A 19,569-nucleotide genomic window follows, 5' to 3' on the forward strand; every position below is an offset into this window, starting at 1 on the left:
CGCCGCGAGCGTTGAGAGGAGATTACTCAGAGGAATCGGAGCCTGGAAGGGCGGGGTGCTGCTGGAGCAGGGTGTCAATCCGTTGTTTCAGGTCTTCGATGGCTGTCAGTTCATCGGCCAGGCTCTGGCCCGTGAGCAGCAGCCTGCGATCGGTTCCCTCTCCAGCCCGTTCCAGCAGACCCTCCAACTTGTGCAGAAGCGAGAGGCGCAGGCGTTCCAGCTTCTCCACACCCCGCCTGGCCATGGCGCGGGCGTCGTCATCGAGCAGGCCCCGTTGCACCAGGAGCTCAAGGCCCCGCATCAGCGCCGAAGGCATCAGCCCGCTCCAGTCGCGGGCTCGTTCCAGCACGGAGTCCACCTGGCCACTGCGATGACGTCCGGTTTTGCACCAGGTGGCGAAGTGCTCGCAGTTGTTGAACAGCAGGTTGTAGTCCTGCTCTCCCAGGCGCCCCATGGCCCGGCGCAGGGTCACACCCTGCGGAGACGCCTTGACGTAGTGGATCACCCGCAGCGGTTGCCCCTGGCTGAACTCCTCCAGGGGGCTGCGCAGAATTTCACGCCCTTCCAGATAGTGGGCGACGGTTCCGTCGCCGAGGTCGATGCCGTGGTGGTTGAACAGGCCGTGCTGACGCGGCACCTCCAGGTGGTCAGCGGCAGCCAAGACTTCAGGCGGTCTTCTGTTGTTCCGCGCCAGGCAGGGGTAGAACCTTGCCGCCCGTGTGTTCCTCCACCATCGCCCGGGTGACGGTGAACTCCTTCACCGATGTCTGGGATGGCAGGTCGTACATCAGGTCCAGCATCAGCTCCTCAACGATGCCGCGCAGGGCGCGGGCCCCGGTCTTGCGCCGGTGCGCCTCCTGGGCGATCGCTTCGATGGCGTCATCGGCGAACTGCAGCTGTACGTTGTCCATGCTCAGCAGGGTGCGGAACTGCTTCACCAGAGCATCACGGGGTTCGGTGAGGATCGATTGCAGGGCGCTTTCGTCCAGGGGCTCCAGCACGGCACTCACCGGCATCCGGCCGATGAATTCGGGGATCAGGCCATAGCGCACCAGATCATCCGGCTCCAGGTGCCGCAGCACCTGGGCGGCCTGAAGGTCGCGGTTGGCGCGGCTGCGTCCACGGCCATCGCTGGGCATGAAGCCGATGGCATTGCGGCCCATGCGTTTCTGCACCACGTCGTCCAGACCGACGAAGGCACCACCGCAGATGAACAGGATCTGGCTGGTGTCGATCTGGATGCAGTCCTGATAGGGGTGCTTGCGCCCGCCCTGGGGCGGCACGTTCGCCACCGTGCCCTCCAGCATTTTCAGCAGGGCCTGCTGCACACCTTCGCCGGACACATCCCTTGTGATCGAGGGGTTCTCGCTCTTGCGGGCGATCTTGTCGATTTCATCGATGTAGATGATCCCCCGCTGGGCTTGGTCCACATCCATGTCGGCTTTCTGCAGCAGCCGCAGCAGGATGTTTTCCACGTCCTCACCCACGTAGCCCGCTTCGGTGAGGGTGGTGGCATCGGCCACGGCGAAGGGCACGTCCAGCATTTCGGCCAGGGTCTGGGCCAACAGCGTTTTGCCGCAGCCGGTGGGTCCGATCAGCAGGATGTTGCTCTTGTGCAGCCGGGTTGCCGTTTCCTCGGTTTCGCCCTGGCCATCCCCCTGCCAGGCCAGACGTTTGTAGTGGTTGTAGACCGCTACAGACATCACCTTCTTGGCCGCGTCCTGGCCGACCACCTGCTGATCCAGGAAGCTCTTGATGTCCTGAGGCCTAGGAATGGAGGCCAGGGTCGGGGCCGGTTTGCTGCTCTTGCGGGCGGCTGGGGTGGCCTTTCGGCTCGGCTCGTGGCTGTGGCGGGGGTTGCCCTGACCATCCACCAGCTCTTCATCCAGGATCTCGTTGCAGAGATCGATGCATTCGTCGCAGATGTAAACGCCAGGTCCGGCGATCAGCTTGCGCACCTGGTCCTGGGATTTCCCACAGAACGAACACTTCAGATGGGCATCGAACTTGGCCATCGAACGCTGGGCACCACACAGGAGAACAACTCAGGAATCAACCGATGGGGTCTCCCTGAACACACAGGATCGAGAACGGAAGGGCGTCTGTCAGCCCTCCGTAATGATTCCTCCGTCCCCGGAACTGTCCACCACGCGATCGATCAGGCCGTATTCAACCGCTTCTGCCGGAGAAAGGAAGTAGTCACGGTCGGTGTCTTCCGAGATCTTGTCGAGCGGCTGGCCGGTGTGCTCCGCCATCAACCCGTTCAGGGTTTCCTTGAGGTAGAGGATTTCCTTGGCCTGGATCTCGATGTCCACCGCCTGCCCCTGGGCGCCACCAAGGGGTTGGTGAATCATGATCCGGGCATTCGGCAAGGCGAGTCGCTTGCCTTTGGTGCCTCCGGAGAGCAGGAAGGCACCCATGCTGGCGGCGAGGCCATAGCAGATGGTCACCACGTCAGGGGCGACCTGCTGCATCGTGTCGTAGATCGCCAGGCCAGCCGTGACCGAACCGCCTGGTGAGTTGATGTAGATCTGAATGTCCTTTTCGGGATCCTCGGCTTCGAGGAACAGCATCTGCGCCACCAGGGCATCGGCAACGGCGTCATCCACGCCGGTGCCAAGGAAGATGATCCGCTCCCGCAGCAGGCGGGAATAGATGTCGAAGGCGCGGTCGCCGCGACCGGACTGTTCCACAACCGTGGGCAGCGGCCCCGGTGCCGAGACGGGCATGGCGGCCCGCCAGCGGTTCTGGATGGGGTGGTGACTGCGGGCGTCGATCACGCGATCGGTATGCGGTGAAGTTGGGCCAATCTATGGGCGTTGCTCAGTCCTTGGCGTCCGCCTTGGACTTGCTCTTGGCCGCGGTCTTCTTGGCGGCGGGCTTTTTCTTGGCCGCAGCCTTGCTGTCATCCGCAGCCGGTGCCTTTTCGGTGAGGGTGCTGTTCTCCTCCAGCCATCCCATCAGACGATCCTGCATCAGGTCGTCCATCACGGCCTGACGCAGGCGCTCGGGATCGATCTTGGCGTCGGCGGAGAGCTCTTTCTTCACCTCCTTGATCTTGGCGTCCACGTCCTTGTCGTCGAGCTTGATGTCCTCCGCTTCAGCCAGGGCGGTGAGGGCAAAACTGCGGCGCAGACGCTCTTCGGCCTCAGGGCGGGAGTTCTGCATCAGGTTGCGCACCAGATCGGGAGTGAACAGCGACTTCACGTCCATGCCCTGCTGGGCGAACTGGGCTGCGGTCTGCTCCAGCAGGTTGCGGCTTTCCTGTTGGATCAGGGCTTCCGGCAGCTCCACCTCCAGCTGCTCCACCAGGGCGGCGACGAGGGCATCGCGGCGGTTGCTGGTCTGACGGCGTTCGGCGTCGTCCTTGAGTCGCTGCTCCAGATCTTTGCGCAGGTCCGCCAGAGTCTCCTGCTCGCTGGCCTGCTTGGCGAATTCGTCGTCCAGCTCGGGCAGTTCGCGGGTCTTGAGGTCCTTCAGTTCGATCTCGAAGGCGGCCTTACGTCCGCGGGCGTCCTCCTTTGGGTAGTCGTCAGGGAACTGGCAATCCACGGTTTTGGTCTCGTCGACCTTCATGCCGATGACCCCTTCGATGAAGCCGGGGATCATCCGGCCGTTTTCCAGGTCCACATCCATCGAATCGGCGCTGCCGCCCTCGATCTCGCTGCCGTCATCGCTGTAGGTGCCTTTGAAGCCGAGCACAGCGATGTCGCCGTTCTTGGCGGCACGACCTTCCACCGGAACGACCGTGGCCATCTGCTTGCGGGAGTCTTCAAGCATCGCGTCGACCCGTGAGGCGTCGTAGGCGACGGTTTCAAATTCCGCCTTCAGGCCCTTGGTGGTTTTCAGCTTCGGCGTCGGGGCGACGTCGGCTTCCAGGGTGAAGGTGAGTTCTTTGCCGGGCTCAAAGCTCTCCAGCAGACCGTCGAAACCACTGCTCAGATCAGGCTGACTGATCGGTTCCAGCGATTCCTGCTGGATGGCATCACGCCAGGCGTTATCGATCAGCTTTTCCAGAGCCGTGGCTTTGATCCGCATGCCTCCCAGCTGCTGCACCAGCACCGTGCGCGGCACCTTGCCCTTGCGGAAGCCCGGCAGGTTGATGCTGCGGCTGAGGCTGGTGATGGCGTCTTCGTAACTCGTCTTGCAGCGCTCCCCAGGAACGGTGACCGTCACCGCCAGGCGGCTGCTGGGGCGGGCTTCGGTGGTCACCTTCAGGGCTGCAGCGCTCATGGGGGAAGGGAAAGGGCAGCCCAGCACTTTATGCAACGGGTGAATTCAGGCTGGATCGGTAAGCTGAGTGCGTCACTCGATCGGCATCACATTCTCTACGCAGTGATGTCGGATCTGAGAAACGACGGGTTTTCGTTCAGATCGTTCACTCCACCGCTTGTCTTCGACCCTTCCCAATCGCCCTCTCAACGTTGCAGTTCTCGGAGCCAGCGGTGCTGTTGGCCAGGAACTGCTGCTGCTGCTTGAGGAGCGCCGTTTCCCCGTTGGCGAGCTGAAGCTGCTGGCGTCGGCCCGTTCGGCCGGCCAGACCCAAACCTGGAATGGCCGCACCCTCACGGTGGAGGAGGTTTCGGCCCAATCCTTTGAGGGGGTCGACCTGGTGCTGGCGTCAGCCGGTGGTTCTGTTTCCAAGCAGTGGCGCGAGGCGATCACCTCCGCCGGTGCGGTGATGGTGGATAACTCCAGTGCTTTCCGGATGGAGGAGGGTGTGCCGCTGGTGGTGCCCGAGGTCAACCCCGATGCGGCCTTCGCCCACAAGGGCGTGATCGCCAATCCGAATTGCACCACGATCCTGCTCACCCTCGCTTTGGCTCCTTTGGCGGCCAAGCGGGCGATGCGCCGGGTGGTGGTGAGCACCTACCAATCCGCCAGTGGTGCCGGTGCCCGGGCCATGGAGGAGCTGAAAAACCTGTCGCAGACGGTGCTGGACGGCGGCACTCCGAAAGGAGAGGTGCTGCCCTACTCCCTGGCGTTCAACCTCTTTCTGCACAACTCTCCCCTGCAGGCCAACAGCTACTGCGAGGAGGAGATGAAGATGGTGAACGAGACCCGCAAGATCATGGGTCTGCCGGATCTGCGCTTCACCGCCACCTGCGTGCGAGTGCCCGTGCTGCGGGCCCATTCCGAAGCGGTGAACATCGAGTTCGAGTCCCCTTTCCCGGTTGATGAGGCACGTGAGCTGCTCGCGGCAGCACCTGGTGTGGAGTTGATTGACGACCCGGCGGCGAACCGTTTCCCGATGCCGACGGATGTGACCGGTCGCGACCCGGTGGCGATCGGCCGGATCCGTCAGGACATCAGTGATGCCAATGCTCTGGAGCTCTGGCTGTGTGGGGACCAGATCCGCAAAGGAGCGGCGCTGAATGCTGTTCAGATCGCAGAACTCTTGATTCAGAAGTGATGACCCAGGCCGCCACCCTCTCCCCAACTCCCTTCGGCCGTGTGGTCACCGCGATGGTGACTCCCTTTGATGCCAGCGGTGCTGTGGATCTCAGCGTTGCCGCAAACCTGGCCCGGCATCTTGTGGATCAGGGATCCGATGGATTGCTGGTGTGCGGCACCACCGGTGAATCGCCGACCCTCAGCTGGGACGAGCAGTTGCAACTGCTGCAGGCCGTTCGTGATGCCGTGGGCAGTGACGCCAAGGTGTTGGCGGGCACCGGCAGCAATTCCACAGCGGAAGCGGTGGAGGCCACCAAGGAAGCGGCGGCGGCCGGTGCCGATGGCGCTCTCGTTGTGGTGCCCTACTACAACAAGCCTCCCCAGGAGGGTCTGGAGGCCCATTTCCGGGCCATCGCTGAAGCGGCACCTGAGCTGCCGTTGATGCTTTACAACATCCCTGGCCGTACCGGTTGCAGCATCGCCCCGGCCACGGTGGCCCGGCTGATGGACTGCCCCAATGTGGTGAGTTTCAAGGCCGCCAGCGGCACCACGGAAGAGGTCACGGCTTTGCGGCTGGCCTGCGGTCCGCAGTTGGCGATTTACAGCGGTGACGACGGCCTCACCCTGCCGATGCTTGCGGTGGGTGCCGTGGGCGTCGTGAGTGTGGGCAGCCATGTGGCGGGCCCTGAGATCCGCGCCATGATCGAGGCCTATCTGAACGGCGATGGTGCCTCCGCACTCGCCCTGCACGACGCGTTGATTCCCCTGTTCAAGGCCCTGTTCGCCACCACCAATCCGATTCCCGTCAAGGCTGCGCTGGAACTCAATGGCTGGTCTGTCGGTGCGCCCCGTCCGCCCCTGTGCCCCCTCTCTGACGACATGAAACGTTCGCTCTCCACCGCCATGGCCGCCCTCCGTCAGACCTAGCCCGGTCCGGCTTATCGGCTCACGCAACCCGTTCTTTTACACATCGTTTTCCATGGCCAACAACGCGCGATCCAGCAAGGGTCAGGAGCCCTGCCTTCGGGTGATTCCCCTGGGTGGTCTCCACGAGATCGGCAAGAACACCTGTGTGTTCGAGTACGGCGATGACCTGATGCTGGTGGATGCCGGTCTGGCCTTCCCCAGCGACGGCATGCACGGGGTGAATGTGGTGCTGCCCGACACCAGCTTCCTGCGCGAGAACCAGAAGCGGATCCGCGGCATGATCGTCACCCATGGTCATGAAGACCACATCGGTGGCATCGCCCATCACCTCAAGCACTTCAACATTCCGGTGATCTACGGGCCGCGGCTGGCCCTCTCGATGCTCACCGGCAAGATGGATGAGGCCGGTGTCCGCGACCGCACCACCCTGCAGACCGTCGGTCCGCGCGATGTGGTGAAGGTGGGTCAGCACTTCTCTGTGGAGTTCATCCGCAACACCCACTCGATGGCCGACAGCTTCTCGCTGGCCATCTCCACACCAGTGGGGACCGTGATTTTCACGGGTGACTTCAAGTTCGACCACACCCCGGTCGACGGCGAAAACTTCGACATGGCCCGCCTGGCTCACCACGGTGACAAGGGCGTCCTCTGTCTGTTCAGCGATTCCACCAACTCCGAGGTTCCTGGCTTCTGCCCGCCGGAGCGCTCCGTCTTCCCCAACCTGGATCGCCACATCGCCAATGCCGAAGGGCGAGTGATTGTCACCACCTTCGCCAGCTCGATTCATCGCGTGTCGATGATTTTGGAGCTTGCCCTGAAGAACGGCCGCAAGGTGGGGCTGCTGGGCCGCTCGATGCTCAACGTGATCGCCAAGGCGCGGGAACTGGGCTACATGCGCGCGCCGGATGAACTGTTTGTGCCGATCAAGCAGATCAACGATGTGCCCGATCGCGAAACCCTGCTGCTGATGACCGGTAGCCAGGGTGAGCCGCTGGCTGCCCTGAGCCGCATTTCCCGCGGTGAGCATCCCCAGGTGAAGGTGAAGACCACCGACACGATCATCTTCTCGGCCAGCCCGATCCCGGGAAACACGATTTCCGTGGTCAACACCATCGACAAGCTGATGATGCTGGGTGCCAAGGTCGTGTACGGCAAGGGCGAAGGCATCCATGTCTCCGGCCATGGCTTCCAGGAAGACCAGAAACTGATGCTGGCCCTCACCCGGCCCAAGTTCTTCGTGCCGGTGCACGGAGAGCACCGGATGCTGGTGCAGCACTCCCGCACCGGCCATGCGATGGGGGTTCCGGTCGACAACACCCTGATCATCGACAACGGTGATGTGGTGGAGCTCACCCCGGATTCGATCCGCAAAGGCAATGCCGTGAAGGCAGGGATTGAGCTGCTGGATCAATCCCGCAATGGCATCGTTGATGCCCGGGTGCTAAAGGAACGTCAGCAGCTGGCGGAAGACGGCGTGGTGACGATCCTCGCTGCCATCAGCACCGATGGCGCCATGGTGGCTCCGCCGCGGGTGAATCTGCGGGGCGTGGTCACCACAGCCGATGCCCGAAAGATGTCGTTGTGGGTGGAGCGCGAAATCAAGTGGGTGCTTGAAAACCGCTGGAAGCAGCTCTGCCGCAACACCGGTGGCAAGGCACCGGAGGTGGACTGGATGGGTGTGCAGCGTGAAGTGGAGGTGGGCCTTGGCCGCCGGATGCGCCGTGAACTGCAGGTGGAGCCGCTGATCCTCTGTCTGGTGCAGCCGGCCCCTGGCGGCACACCGGTCTACAAGGGTCGTGCCGATGCTGAGCCCGATGACCGTCCGGCTCCCCGCGGTCGCGGTGGCCGTGGCGGTGGCTCTCCCTATGGCCGTCGCAACGGCGGTGGCGGTGGAACTCCCGCTCCGGTGCGGACCAACCAGGGCAACGGCCGGTCTGGCTCGGCAACTCCTGCCCCCGTGCGTGCAGCGGCGGCCACCGCAGTGGTGGAGAAAGTGGCTCCTCAACCGGTGGCTGAAAAGGCAGCCCCTGCTTCCCCGGAGCCGGAGATGCCTGCAGGCCGCACCCGTCGTCGTCGTTCAGCGGCCAGCTGATCGGACGAAGACCCCTTTGATCCTGTTGATCAGCCCCATCGGCTCTCCGGAGTCGGTGGGGCTTTTGATGTCGGGCTGGAGTTGAACGCGGAGCCATGAGTGTTCCAGAAGTTTCGTGGCCGCAGGCTCCTGGGGTGTGGGGTCGACGGCGACGGGTGGCTCTTCTTCGCTGCGTGCTGGTTCCTCGTTCGCCACCTCCATCTCCGCCTCGATGTCTGAACTGGCTTCCGGCGTAACCATTGGCTCTGGGCTTGGGACCGGAGTGGGGGAGGGATCCGGAGTCGGCACGGCCCGGTGTTCCTCATCACTGGACAACCACGGCATTGCGGTGACCAGACCAGCCGTTGCAGGCCGGGCTTGATCGGCTTCCGTGCTCAGGAAGGGATCCCTGAGCAGGTCTGGGATGGCGCCGTTGGTTGCTGGCGTCGAACCTGCTCCGCTGGCGGTGTCTTCTGCTCGGCAGCGCTCCAGCCCCTGTTCCGCCAGGGCGGCGATGGTGGCGTCCACGTCACCCTGCAGCACCCGTTCGTAGGAGATTGTGGCTTGCTCCGGTTGCTGGAGACCATGCAGCTGGATGTGACCCAAAAGCAACGACACCACCGCCCGCCAGCCCAAGATCAGGCCTGGGTCGTGCTCGTTCGATGGGCTTTGGAGTTGATCCCACAACGCTGACGTGAGGGCATGGGCCTCGGCGTACTCCCCGAGGCCATAGGCCCGTTCCGCGGCTTGGTAGTGCTGCTCGAAATCGGCGTCCACGCGTTGGGGGGCCAGTCCCCCCGTTGTAGACCGTTAGTCGGGGTCGTGCGGTGAAGCGGTGCCTTGGGCGGTGTGACGCTCTTCACCACCCAGTCCGAATCCGGCGTGCACCACCTGGAGTGCCTGAACGCCAGCCTCTTCCGCCACCACACAGCTGGTTCTGATTTCGCTGGTGGCGATCAGGCCGATGTTGATGCCGGCGTCCGCCAGCGCACGGAACATCCGCCCTGCCGTCCCGGGCGTTGCCGGCATCCCTGCGCCCACAGCACTCACCCGGGCAATGGCCTCACCATCCTCCAGAGCGGCACCGGGCCACTGGGCCAGCAGGGGGGCCAGGGCCACATCGGCGCGGGCGCGGTCGTCCTTGCGCAGGATGAAGGTGATGTCGCGCGATCCGTCGTCGTGCTGACGCTCCGATTGAACGATCGCATCGAGGCTGATGCTGTTGTCCGCCAGGGCTGAACACAGTGCCGCTGCGGTGCCGGGTCGATCGGGCACGTGGCGAACACTGAGTTGCACCTGGTCGCGGTCGAGGGCGACGCCTCGCACTTCCGGCTCCCCGTTGCCGTTGTCGGTGGGATTGATGCGGATTTGCGAGTCCTCCAGGTCGAAGGCCTCCTGCACGGCTTGAACCGCCTTGCTGCCGGCGCCGGAGTCGATCACGCAGCTCACCTTCACCTCACTGGTGGCGATCAGGCGCAGGTTGATGCCTTGCTGACACAGGCAGTTGAACAGGCCGGCGGCAATGCCAGGGCGCCCCATGATTCCGGCCCCGCTGATGCTCAGCTTCGTCAGCCCTGCTTCGGACGCCAGATCGCCGCCCAGTTGATCCAGAACCTTCTGGCTTACAGCGCGGGCCAGCTCGAGATCCGCTTCCGCCACCGTGAAGGTGATGTCGTTGCTGCTGCCCTCATGGGTGGCCTGAATGATCAGGTCCACATTGATTCCCGCCTCGGAGAGGGTTTCAAACAGGCGTGCGGCAATCCCAGGCTGATCGGGAATGCGGGAGAGCGCGACCACGGCCTGTCCGTCCACTTCCTCCATCCCATCCACAGGACTGCCGAGCTCGAGGCCACTGCTGCTGATCGGACGGGCTGAACGGCTGGTGATCCGGGTGCCGGGGGCATCGCTCCAACTGGAGCGCACCACAAGGTTCACGCCGTAGTTGCGGGCGATCTCAACGGCCCTGGGATGCAGCACGGAGGCCCCAAGGCTGGCGAGTTCCAGCATTTCGTCGCAGCTGATCGTCTCCATCAGCTGGGCATCGGACACCTTGCGCGGATCGGTGCTCAGAACACCCGGAACGTCGGTGTAGATCTCGCAGGCATCGGCACCAAGGGCCGCCGCCAGGGCGACGGCGGAGGTGTCGGAGCCCCCACGCCCGAGGGTGGTGATTTCGTTGAGGCCATCGCTGCTGGTGCTGGTGCCCTGGAAACCGGCCACCACCACCACCTGGCCAGCCCCGAGGCGGTTGCGGATTCGGTCGGTGCGAATCCCGAGGATCCGGGCCCGGCCATGGGTGGATTCCGTGGCGATGCCCACTTGTGGACCGGTCATCGACGTCGCACTGACCCCCTGGGCGTTCAAGGCCATCGCCAGCAAGGCGATCGACACCTGTTCGCCACTGGCCAGCAGCATGTCCATCTCCCGCTGGGTGGGGGCAGAGGTGATGGCGTTGGCCAGACCCGTCAATTCATCGGTGGTGTGGCCCATGGCGGAGACCACCACAACCACGTCGTGCCCCTCCTCCCGGCAACGTCCGATCCGATCAGCCACCGCCTTGATGCGTTCCACGCTGCCGACGGAGGTGCCCCCGAATTTCTGCACCAGGAGGGCCATGGACCGGGCTTCAGCAACGCTGGATTTTCTCACCTGGCGGGCAGCGATCAGCCCAGCAGGCCGTCGCGGAAGGCGTCGCCCGGCTGAGCGCCGCGTTTCAGCCGGGCCTCCACCTCCAGTAGACGGCCCAGGAGTGAGAGAAAGCGCTTGGGCGGGCGGCCCTGCAGCTGCTTGCGCATCACGTAGATGCGTTTGGGGTTGCCGATCCCAGCGGCCTTGGCGATCACCGCCACATCCCGTTCCCCCTGCTGTTCCAGCAGGCTCACCCAGAGCCAGCCGCGGATCTGACCGGTGAGGGTGGCCACGATGCGCAGGGCTGGTTCCCCGGCTTCGATCAGGGCATCCCAGCGGGCGATTGCTTCGCCGGGGTTGCCCTCCAGCAGGGCATCGCCCACGGCCAGGGCGTTGGTGGAGCGTCCTCCCACCAGCTCCTGCACCCGTGCGGCGGAAATGCTGGTGTCCCGCAGGGAGAGCTTGCGCAGTTCCGATTCCAGTCGGGCGCTGTCGGTGCCGATGGCCTCCACCAGGGCATCGATGGCATCCGGCTCCACCTTCAGGCCCAGGGCCTCGGCCGTGCGTTGCACCAGCTGACGCTGGCCGTTGCCATCCCAGGCGGCCGGCAGCGGAAAGCTCTGTTCGTGATCGAGCCCGCTTTTGATCCGTTTCTGCAGGGTTTTGGTGGTGCGCAGGCGACCATCGGGTTTGGCTGGGTTCACCAGCACCAGGTGGCTCGTGTCGGGGATGAGCTCAAGGGCGGCCTCAAACCGGTCGGCCAGCTCACTGGGGCAGCCATTGCAGAACGGACTGCGCTGCAGCAGCACCAGCCGTTCGCCTGTGGCGAAGGGAGGAGTGCGGGCCTCCTCGAGGGCCTGCAGGGCCTGACCAGCGTCGGCCCCATCCAGGCGGCTGAGGTTGAGGCTGCTCCAGCTGGGGTCGACAACCTTGCCGATCAGGGCATCGATGGCCCGGTCCCGCGCAGCGGCGTCATCACCCCAAAGCAGATGGATCGGCATGGGTCGATGATGGCGTGGATGGCCCAGGACCACCCGATCTTCACCGAAAGCATCCGGCGGATCCGGGCGGCACTGGGGGACACGGGCCTGCCGCCGCTGCAACAGCAGGTGCTGGAACGGCTGGTGCACAGCAGCGGCGATCTCTCATTGGGAACACTGCTGCGGTTCAGCGAGGGGGCCTGTGAGCAGGGTTTGGCAGCGCTGAAGCAGGGGGCGCCGATCCTGACGGACACCGCGATGGCGGCGGCGGCGGTGGCCCCGATGGCCCAACGCACCCTCGGCACTGCCGTGCACACGGTGCTGGAGTGGGCACCTGAGGCGGCACCGGCGGGTTCAACGCGCACGGCAGCGGGCATGGAACAGGCCTGGCGCGCGCTCGCGCTGGCGTCACCGGCTCCGGTGGTGCTGATCGGCAGTGCGCCAACCGCCCTTGAGGTGCTGTTGCTGCAGGTGGCCGCCGGTGCTCCAGCCCCCAGCCTGGTGATCGGCATGCCGGTCGGTTTTGTGGGGGTGGCGGAAAGCAAGAAGCATCTGGCGGCCAGTGGCCTGGTCCAGATTCGTTTGGAGAGCAGCAGAGGTGGAGCGGGTCTGGTGGCCGCGGCGGTTAATGCTCTGCTGCGCGCTGCTGCAGCACCAGCTCCGCCCCTTTCCAGCTGAGGTGCCAGCCCCCGGCAAGATCGGCCGCACCGCCGGGGGCACCGTTGTCCAGTCGCCGGCTGAGTTCGTCGAGCTGGCTGGCCGGTAGGGCTGGCACCCCCTGCTGCTGCAGCCACTGCGCCAGCAGCAGGCGGCGGCTGGCGGAGCTCAACGCCCCCAGGCCGCGGCGGTCCAGGCCAGCAGCGGTTTGCAGAAGCTTCAGGGCCATTCGGCTGAGTTCCGTCTGACTGTCCCGCACCTGGGACACCCGTTCGGCCAGATCGCTTATCCGCTGACTGCAGCCTGGATGCAGTTCCTCGAGCACGGGCAGCACCTCCTGGCGGATCCGGTTGCGGGCGAACGCGGGGGATTGGTTGCTGGGGTCCTCCCAGATCGGCAAGGCCAGGTCTTGGCAGATCTTGAGGGTGTCGTGGCGCTGCAGGTGCAGCAGCGGCCGGCGCAGCCGGGGGCCTTCCGGCCTGAGGGAGCGGACGCTGGGCAGGGCCGCCAGACCCGCCAGGTCGCTGCCGCGGGCCAGCTGCAGCAACATCGTTTCGGCCCGGTCGCTGGCGGTGTGGCCCGTCACCACATCGGCGCCCGCTTGGCGGCCCCGTTGTGCCAGCCGTTCGTAACGCCACTGCCGGGCCTTGGCCTCGCTGGGCACCTCTCCCGGTGCTGCCTGGTCCACCTGCAGGGGGAGCTGCCGCTGCTGGCACCAGCTGTTCAGTTCCGCGGCGATTCGGCTGGAGCCGTCGTGCCAGCGGTGATCGCCGTGCCAGAGGCTCAGGCTCCAGCCATGAAAGGGCGCCAGATCCTGCAGTAACGCCAGCAGGGCCATGGAGTCCTGTCCGCCGGACACCGCCAGCAGCAGAGCGCTGCCCTGGGGCAGCAGCTGCGGCTGCATCAGCAAGCGCCGGTGCAGGCGGTCATGCCAGGACGTCCAGCCCAAGAAGCAGGGGTGCGTTTCCCCCACGGTGTGAGAATCAGGGCATCGCTGTCCAGTCCCCCATGACCCGTCTTCAGCAGCTGCCCGCTTCTCTGCAGCGCAGCCTTGAGCAGCGCTCTGCGCTCAAGGTGATCGCCGGCCTGATGAATTTCGATGCCGCCAGTGTGGAGCGGGTCGCCTGTGCCGCCGGGCGTGGCGGTGCTGATCTGATCGACGTGGCCTGCGACCCCGCCCTGGTGCGTCTGGCGATCGAGGCCTCCGGTGGTGTGCCCGTGTGCGTGTCTTCTGTGGAGCCTGAGCAGTTCCCCGCGGCGGTGCAAGCCGGTGCGCTGATGGTGGAGATCGGTAACTACGACGCCTTCTATCCCCAGGGCCGGATCTTTGATGCGGCTGAGGTGCTGGAGCTCACCCGCCGCACCCGCCAACTGCTGCCCAACGTGGTGTTGAGCGTCACCGTGCCCCACGTGTTGCCGATGGATGAGCAGGAGCAGCTGGCCATCGATCTTGTGGCGGCCGGCGCTGATCTGATCCAAACCGAGGGCGGCACCAGTGCCAAGCCCTTCAGTGCTGGCCACCTGGGCCTGATTGAGAAGGCTGCCCCCACCCTGGCGGCGGCCCACAGCATCAGCCGCGCCGTCGATGTGCCCGTTCTGTGTGCTTCGGGTCTTTCGGCGGTCACGCTGCCGATGGCCATCGCTGCCGGTGCAGCCGGCGTGGGCGTCGGTTCTGCCGTGAACCGCCTGCAGGATGAGCTGGCGATGGTGGCGGTGGTGCGTGGTTTGCGTGATGCCCTCGGCAGCGCTGTCGCAACCCGCGTCTGAACCTGAATCTCCGCTGAGCGGAGGCCTCTTCCCCTTCATGGTGTGAAGAGTGCTCCGCTCGCTCGCGGGAGCAACAGCTCTCGTGTGAAAATCGACTCCTGACTTCCAGCTCCATGCAGTTCATCAACACGCTGACCGTTCTGGCCCTGGTGGTGGCGTCCTTCGCTTTGATCGTTGCGGTGCCGGTGCTGTATGCCTCCAGCGAGGACAGCGGCCGCTCCAACCGTCTGATCCTGCTGGGCAGTGCTGTGTGGGTGGCGCTGGTGCTGCTGAACTGGGGTGTGAGCTTCTTCGTCGTCTGAGCTAAGCCTCAGGCAGAACCTGGCGGGTGCCACGATGGCTGAGATTCAGTCGGCACCTTCCCAATGGCCACGTTTGAAGGACGTTTCTCTGACGCAGCCGGGCTGCGCGTCGGCATCGTCGTGGCCCGTTTCAATGATCTGGTCACCGCCAAGCTGCTGAGCGGTTGTCTCGACTGCCTCAAGCGCCACGGTGTGGATGTGTCGGAGACCAGCTCCCAGCTGGACGTGGCCTGGGTGCCGGGATCGTTCGAACTGCCGATCGTGGCCCAGCAGATGGCCCGCTCCGGTCAGTACCAGGTGCTGATCACCCTGGGTGCTGTGATCCGGGGCGACACGCCCCATTTCGATGTGGTGGTGGCGGAGGCCAGCAAGGGCGTTGCTGCGGTGGCGCGCGACACGTCCGTGCCGGTGATCTTCGGCGTGTTGACCACCGACACGATGCAGCAGGCGCTGGAGCGGGCGGGCATCAAGAGCAATCTCGGCTGGAGCTACGGCCTGGAAGCCCTGGAGATGGGCAGCCTGATGCGGGCCTTGCCTCAGGCTTCGCGCTGATCGCCGCTGCTTTTGCGGCTGCGTTGCTTCAGCATTTTCAGGAAGCGGGTGCCCCGGAAGGTGCGTTTCCATACTTTCTGGCGCCTCCTGATCTGATCAGGGTTCATTGTTTCGATCCGCTTTTTGATCAGTTCCTCGTCAATTTCAGCTCTTGCAGCTGTGATCAGGTCGTCAATTCCGCAGCGATCAATGAAGTCCTCAAGGGACTTCAGATAGGCCTGTGGCGGTTGATGGCTTGTTCCGAAAAGATTGGTTGCAAGCTGACGTGAATCGGCACTTTCTTCACGCAAGAGATATCCCCCGCGGTTGGGTTTGAATAGATTGTCTAGCGCGTTTACATCCGGGTGAAGCAACTTGGAAGCATATTCCAGTTCGGATCGGGTGTGGCGATGGATCACCCAGCCTGTGTTTGTGGTGTGGATGCAGGCCTGAATGCCTTTTTTTCCTAATTTCCGCACTCCGTTCACGACCTGGTCGACGACGGCTTGACCGTCACTGCTGATGTGGCTGATTTTGGGTTTGTCGAGCACATAGGGCACGTGGGCGCCAAGGTCGGATACAGGGATGCCATAGCGGAACAGGCTTTTGAATTTATTGGTGAGTTCGAGCCGGGTATTTGATAAATCCAGGGGATTGTCGAACAGGTTGGCGCGATGGCAGTGCAGCCAATTTGATGAGATCACGTCAGCTTCGGTTTCTGTGTGGGCGGCCAAAAACCGTTCGATCTTGGTGTGGAACGGGTTGGCCACCCAGTACTCATCAACGTCAACGACCATGCAATGGGAGGCTTTGGTGACTTTTGAGGCTTCTTCGTAAAGCCTGCAGTAAGAGCCTCGTTGTTGGCCTTGTTGATGTTCCTGGTCTGTATTTATTAGATGAACTTGTGGATAACTTTTGGCAATCGCTGCAATGATAAGCCCTGTATGGCCAGAGGTGTCGTTGTTGAGGCCTATAAATAGATTGCTAAATCCTTGATAAATGTAGTGATGGATGAATTCTGCTATGTACGGGCCCTCGTTGGAGGCAACCGTGATCACGTCGCAGCTGTTGTTTGCGGTTTCGCTGCGTTTCAGGAGGCGCAAATTGGCCTGGGCGTTAATTTGTTGACGCCTTTCAATCTCTGCTGAATTTTTATAATAAATTTGCAGGACTTCTTTCATTTTTTTTCGCTCTTTAGAGTTAAGATGCTTGCTTGCTCTATTTAAAATTTTTTTTAGGCATTCTGGCTTATTTCTGCATCTTTGTTGGGCAAGATCCATGGGCATCTTTATATCACCGCTGCCGTTAGAGTAGACAAAAATTAGCGATGTGATGGCATCAATCGATTGAGGATCGCGTTTAAGAAGCGCTTTGGCGCATCGTCGGCATGCCTTACGCGTCTCTGCGTGTCGAAGGCTACGAGTAAGTCTTCGCAGTTGTTTTGGATTGCTCTGATATTTGGAAATTGCCGTGGCAATTTCTGCGTTGAGATTTTTCTTTGTCTTCACGCTTTCTTATTGCTTGCTCGCAATTAAAGCCTGGGCGCTACTCATCGATCAAGTTGATCGTCAGGCCGCCAACTGATCGAGCACCTGACGGGCCCGTTGCACCACGGGCTTGGGAACACCGGCCAGGCGTGCCGCTTCGATGCCGTAGCTGCGGCTGGCGCCGCCGGCCTGCACCTGATGAAGGAACACCAGATCCTCACCGGTTTCCTCCACCATCACCTGGAAGTTGGCCACGTTGTCGCGTTCGGTGGCCAGGTTGTTGAGCTCGTGATAGTGGGTGGCGAACACCGTGCGGCTGCCCAGGTCGCCGGCCAGGTGCTCGCTCACGGCCCAAGCGATCGAGAGGCCATCGAAGGTGGCGGTGCCCCGCCCGATTTCATCGAGCAGCACCAGGGAACGATCGCTGGCGTGGTGAAGGATGTTGGCGGTTTCGGCCATCTCCACCATGAAGGTGGACTGGCCGGCGGCCAGATCATCCACGGCACCTACCCGGGTGAAGATCCGATCGGCGATGCCGATCGTGGCGGATCGGGCCGGCACCCAGCTGCCGATCTGAGCCATCAACTGGATCAGCCCGATCTGGCGTAGATAGCAGCTTTTGCCACTGGCGTTGGGGCCCGTGAGTACCACCAGATCCGTGCCCTCACCGAGCTGCACATCATTGGGGGTGAAGGCGGTTTCCACCAGCCGTTGCTCCACCACTGGATGGCGGCTGGCCTCGAGCTGCAGCCCTCGGCCGTCGGTGATGGTGGGGGCGCAGTAGCCACCGCTGGCGGCCACATCCGCCAGGCCGGTGAGGGCATCGAGGGCAGCAACGGCGCGTGCCGCCTGGCGGATCGGGGCGGCCATGCCCCCCACCTGCTCGCGCAGCTGGCAGAACAGCTCGTATTCCCGCTGGCAGGCCCGGGCCCGCAGCTGGAAGATGCGCCCCTCTCGCTCCTTGAGATCTGGGGTGATGAAGCGTTCCTCGTTGGCCAGGGTCTGGCGCCGGATCCAGTGGTCCGGCACGGCGGTGGCCTTGGCTTTGCTCACCGCCAGGAAGTAGCCGAAGGTGCGGTGGTGCTGCAGCTTCAGCGTGCTGATGCCGCTGCGTTGGCGCTCCTGCTGCTCCTGGTGGCTGAGCCAGGCGTCCTGATCGTCCAGCTGGTTGCGCAGCCCATCCAGCAGCGGGTCGACGCCGTCATGGATCAGATCGCCCTCGGAGAGGGAGAGCGGTGGGGCCTCCACCAGCTTGTGGCGAATCGTTTGGGCCAGCTCCGCCAGGGCTGGATCGGGGCTGAGCAACTGCTGCAACCACTCCGGCCCTGCGCTGATCGCAGAGTCCAGCCGAGTGGTGAGCTGGGGTAAGCGTTCCAGGCCATCGGCGATGGCCACCAGATCGCGGGCACCGGCATGGCCCGCTCCGGCCCGGCCAGCGAGTCGCTCCAGGTCGCCCATCGGCCGCAACAGCTGGCGGATCGCCAGCCGCAGGCTGCGTTCACCCACCAGGTTGCTCACCAGATCCTGGCGCTGCTCAATCGCCTGACGGTCCATCAACGGTGCTTCCAGCCAGCGGCGAAGGCAACGGCCGCCCATGGCGGTGAGGGTGCGATCGATGGCCCAAAGCAACGATCCCTGCAATTGGTTGTCCCGCTGGGTGGCGGTGAGCTCGAGGTTGCGGCGGGTCTGAGCATCCAGCACCAGAGCATCGCCGCGGTGCACGATCGTTGGCACCTCCAGGGGAATGCGGCTGTCTTCCTCCAGGGGCTGGGTGTCCTGCAGGTAGCGCAGCAGGCCACCGACGGCCTGCAGGGCCAGGGGGTGCTCCGGCAGGCCAAGGCCATCCAGGCTGCTGAGGCCGTAGTGCTTCTGCAGGGTGCGCTCTGCTTCCGCTGGGCTGAAGGGGGTGCTGGCCATCGGCGTCAGCCGCAACCGTTCCGGGCACCAGGCCGGCCGTTCAGCATCGAGGGCGGCGGCCCAGAGCAGTTCGGAGGCCTCCTGTTGGGCCAGCTGCTGGTGCAGGGCGCTGCTCTCCTCCCGCTGCATCACCTGCACCTCGCCAGTGCTCACATCTGCGCTGGCCAGGCCCCAGCGCAGCGGTTGTTTCCCCTGGGCCGGCTCCACCACCACCGCCGCCAGCCAGTTGTTGCGTCGGGCGCTGAGCATGCCCTCCTCCAATACCGTGCCCGGGGTCAGCACCCGGGTGATGTCCCGCTTGAGCAGGGCACCCTTGGTGGGGGTGGTTTCGAGTTGATCGCAGAGGGCCACGCTGTAGCCCTGCTTGATCAGTTCGGCGCAGTAGCGCTCGGCGGCGTGGTGGGGGATGCCCGCCATCGGCACCCGGCCGATCGCCTTGCCGCCCTCTTTGCCGGTGAGGGTGAGTTCCAGCACCCGGGAGAGTTCGATGGCGTCTTCGAAGAAGCACTCGAAGAAGTCGCCCAGGCGGTAGAGCAGCACCCGCTCGGGATGGGCGGCCTTGAGCTCCACGTAGTGGCGCAGCATCGGTGTGAGCTGCAGCGGGTCCAGCTGGCAGTGGTGGGCCCAGGCCGGTTCGTCGCTGCTGGGTTCGGAATCGTTTGCAGCCGGGGAGTCGCTGCTGGCCTCGCTTGCCGTGGCCTGTCGCTGGCGGGGCCTGGCGGCGGCATCGGCGCCGAGCTCGTCGTCGCTGAGATCGTGGCTGGCCGCCTCAGGTTCGCTGGTGGGTGCAGTGGGTGCGGCCGGCTCAGGTGCCCCGAACAGATTGCCCTGCAGGGCGTCGTCAGGGGACTGGGACGCGGACCGGGGCATCGGCTGATCTGACGGATCTGGATCGTACCGGGCCTGAC

General features: G+C 64.1%; 17 protein-coding genes. 7 read left to right on the forward strand and 10 right to left on the reverse strand.

Annotated elements, in window-relative coordinates:
- Positions 1-22: 22 nt before the first annotated feature.
- The 4 genes from SynRS9907_RS00325 to tig form a co-directional block, all read right to left on the reverse strand.
- Entirely contained in the window at positions 23-661 is a 639-nt protein-coding gene (locus SynRS9907_RS00325; protein WP_188021443.1) for a lecithin retinol acyltransferase family protein, read from the reverse strand.
- Positions 662-665: 4 nt separating this feature from the next.
- Positions 666-2,015 carry an ATP-dependent protease ATP-binding subunit ClpX gene (gene clpX, locus SynRS9907_RS00330; protein ID WP_114988861.1) on the reverse strand — a complete coding sequence of 450 codons (1,350 nt, stop codon included), beginning with the start codon at positions 2,013-2,015 and terminating at the stop codon, positions 666-668.
- 90 nt (positions 2,016-2,105) lie between these two features.
- Positions 2,106-2,780 carry an ATP-dependent Clp endopeptidase proteolytic subunit ClpP gene (clpP, locus tag SynRS9907_RS00335; protein ID WP_186494226.1) on the reverse strand — a complete coding sequence of 225 codons (675 nt, stop codon included), beginning with the start codon at positions 2,778-2,780 and terminating at the stop codon, positions 2,106-2,108.
- Between the two features lie 43 nt (positions 2,781-2,823).
- A complete protein-coding gene (gene tig, locus SynRS9907_RS00340; RefSeq protein ID WP_188021444.1) occupies positions 2,824-4,233 on the reverse strand; it encodes a trigger factor in 1,410 nt (469 codons plus the stop codon).
- Between the two features lie 157 nt (positions 4,234-4,390).
- Between tig and SynRS9907_RS00345 the strand changes: the two genes are divergently transcribed.
- Genes SynRS9907_RS00345 through SynRS9907_RS00355 form a run of 3 tightly spaced genes read left to right on the forward strand, consistent with a single transcriptional unit; the run spans position 4,391 to position 8,413 of the window.
- On the forward strand, positions 4,391-5,413 hold the full coding sequence (locus SynRS9907_RS00345) for an aspartate-semialdehyde dehydrogenase (protein WP_188021445.1): 1,023 nt from the start codon (positions 4,391-4,393) through the stop codon (positions 5,411-5,413).
- Positions 5,413-6,321 (forward strand): 4-hydroxy-tetrahydrodipicolinate synthase, encoded by a 909-nt coding sequence (dapA, locus tag SynRS9907_RS00350; protein ID WP_188021446.1) that lies wholly within the window; start codon positions 5,413-5,415, stop codon positions 6,319-6,321. Before SynRS9907_RS00345 ends, dapA begins: the two co-directional genes overlap by 1 nt.
- A gap of 52 nt (positions 6,322-6,373) precedes the next feature.
- Positions 6,374-8,413, forward strand: a complete 2,040-nt coding sequence (locus SynRS9907_RS00355) for a ribonuclease J (protein WP_188021447.1) — start codon at positions 6,374-6,376, stop codon at positions 8,411-8,413.
- On the opposite strand, the gene SynRS9907_RS00360 is transcribed toward SynRS9907_RS00355, so the two are convergent.
- The 3 genes from SynRS9907_RS00360 to holA are packed head-to-tail and all read right to left on the reverse strand — an operon-like array spanning position 8,399 to position 12,021.
- Positions 8,399-9,169 (reverse strand): hypothetical protein, encoded by a 771-nt coding sequence (locus tag SynRS9907_RS00360; RefSeq protein WP_188021448.1) that lies wholly within the window; start codon positions 9,167-9,169, stop codon positions 8,399-8,401. The genes SynRS9907_RS00355 and SynRS9907_RS00360 overlap by 15 nt on opposite strands.
- Positions 9,170-9,202: 33 nt before the next feature.
- On the reverse strand, positions 9,203-11,008 hold the full coding sequence (locus SynRS9907_RS00365; RefSeq protein WP_188021449.1) for an aspartate kinase: 1,806 nt from the start codon (positions 11,006-11,008) through the stop codon (positions 9,203-9,205).
- Positions 11,009-11,055: 47 nt separating this feature from the next.
- Complete coding sequence (gene holA, locus SynRS9907_RS00370; protein ID WP_188021450.1) at positions 11,056-12,021, reverse strand: DNA polymerase III subunit delta; 966 nt, start codon at positions 12,019-12,021, stop codon at positions 11,056-11,058.
- Between the two features lie 9 nt (positions 12,022-12,030).
- On the opposite strand from holA, the gene SynRS9907_RS00375 reads away from it, so the two are divergent.
- Entirely contained in the window at positions 12,031-12,678 is a 648-nt protein-coding gene (locus SynRS9907_RS00375; protein ID WP_188022296.1) for a precorrin-8X methylmutase, read from the forward strand.
- Here SynRS9907_RS00375 and tilS read toward each other — a convergent pair.
- Positions 12,626-13,630: a tRNA lysidine(34) synthetase TilS gene (gene tilS / locus SynRS9907_RS00380; protein ID WP_255445942.1), complete on the reverse strand. Its 1,005-nt coding sequence runs from the start codon at positions 13,628-13,630 to the stop codon at positions 12,626-12,628. The two genes, SynRS9907_RS00375 and tilS, sit on opposite strands and share 53 nt — an antisense overlap.
- A gap of 35 nt (positions 13,631-13,665) precedes the next feature.
- Here tilS and SynRS9907_RS00385 point away from each other — a divergent pair, with 35 nt between their 5' ends.
- The 3 genes from SynRS9907_RS00385 (at position 13,666) to ribH (ending at position 15,278) form a co-directional block, all read left to right on the forward strand.
- Entirely contained in the window at positions 13,666-14,424 is a 759-nt protein-coding gene (locus tag SynRS9907_RS00385; RefSeq protein ID WP_188021451.1) for a DUF561 domain-containing protein, read from the forward strand.
- Positions 14,425-14,537: 113 nt separating this feature from the next.
- Positions 14,538-14,726 carry a photosystem II reaction center protein PsbZ gene (gene psbZ / locus SynRS9907_RS00390; protein ID WP_006850156.1) on the forward strand — a complete coding sequence of 63 codons (189 nt, stop codon included), beginning with the start codon at positions 14,538-14,540 and terminating at the stop codon, positions 14,724-14,726.
- 63 nt (positions 14,727-14,789) lie between these two features.
- Complete coding sequence (ribH, locus tag SynRS9907_RS00395) at positions 14,790-15,278, forward strand: 6,7-dimethyl-8-ribityllumazine synthase (RefSeq protein WP_188021452.1); 489 nt, start codon at positions 14,790-14,792, stop codon at positions 15,276-15,278.
- On the opposite strand, the gene SynRS9907_RS00400 is transcribed toward ribH, so the two are convergent.
- Positions 15,263-16,765 carry a glycosyltransferase family 2 protein gene (locus SynRS9907_RS00400; protein ID WP_188021453.1) on the reverse strand — a complete coding sequence of 501 codons (1,503 nt, stop codon included), beginning with the start codon at positions 16,763-16,765 and terminating at the stop codon, positions 15,263-15,265. The genes ribH and SynRS9907_RS00400 overlap by 16 nt on opposite strands.
- Positions 16,766-16,825: 60 nt before the next feature.
- Positions 16,826-19,531: a DNA mismatch repair protein MutS gene (gene mutS, locus SynRS9907_RS00405; RefSeq protein WP_188021454.1), complete on the reverse strand. Its 2,706-nt coding sequence runs from the start codon at positions 19,529-19,531 to the stop codon at positions 16,826-16,828.
- Positions 19,532-19,569: the final 38 nt, after the last annotated feature.

Source organism: Synechococcus sp. RS9907 (assembly GCF_014279615.1).
Lineage (GTDB): Bacteria > Cyanobacteriota > Cyanobacteriia > PCC-6307 > Cyanobiaceae > Parasynechococcus.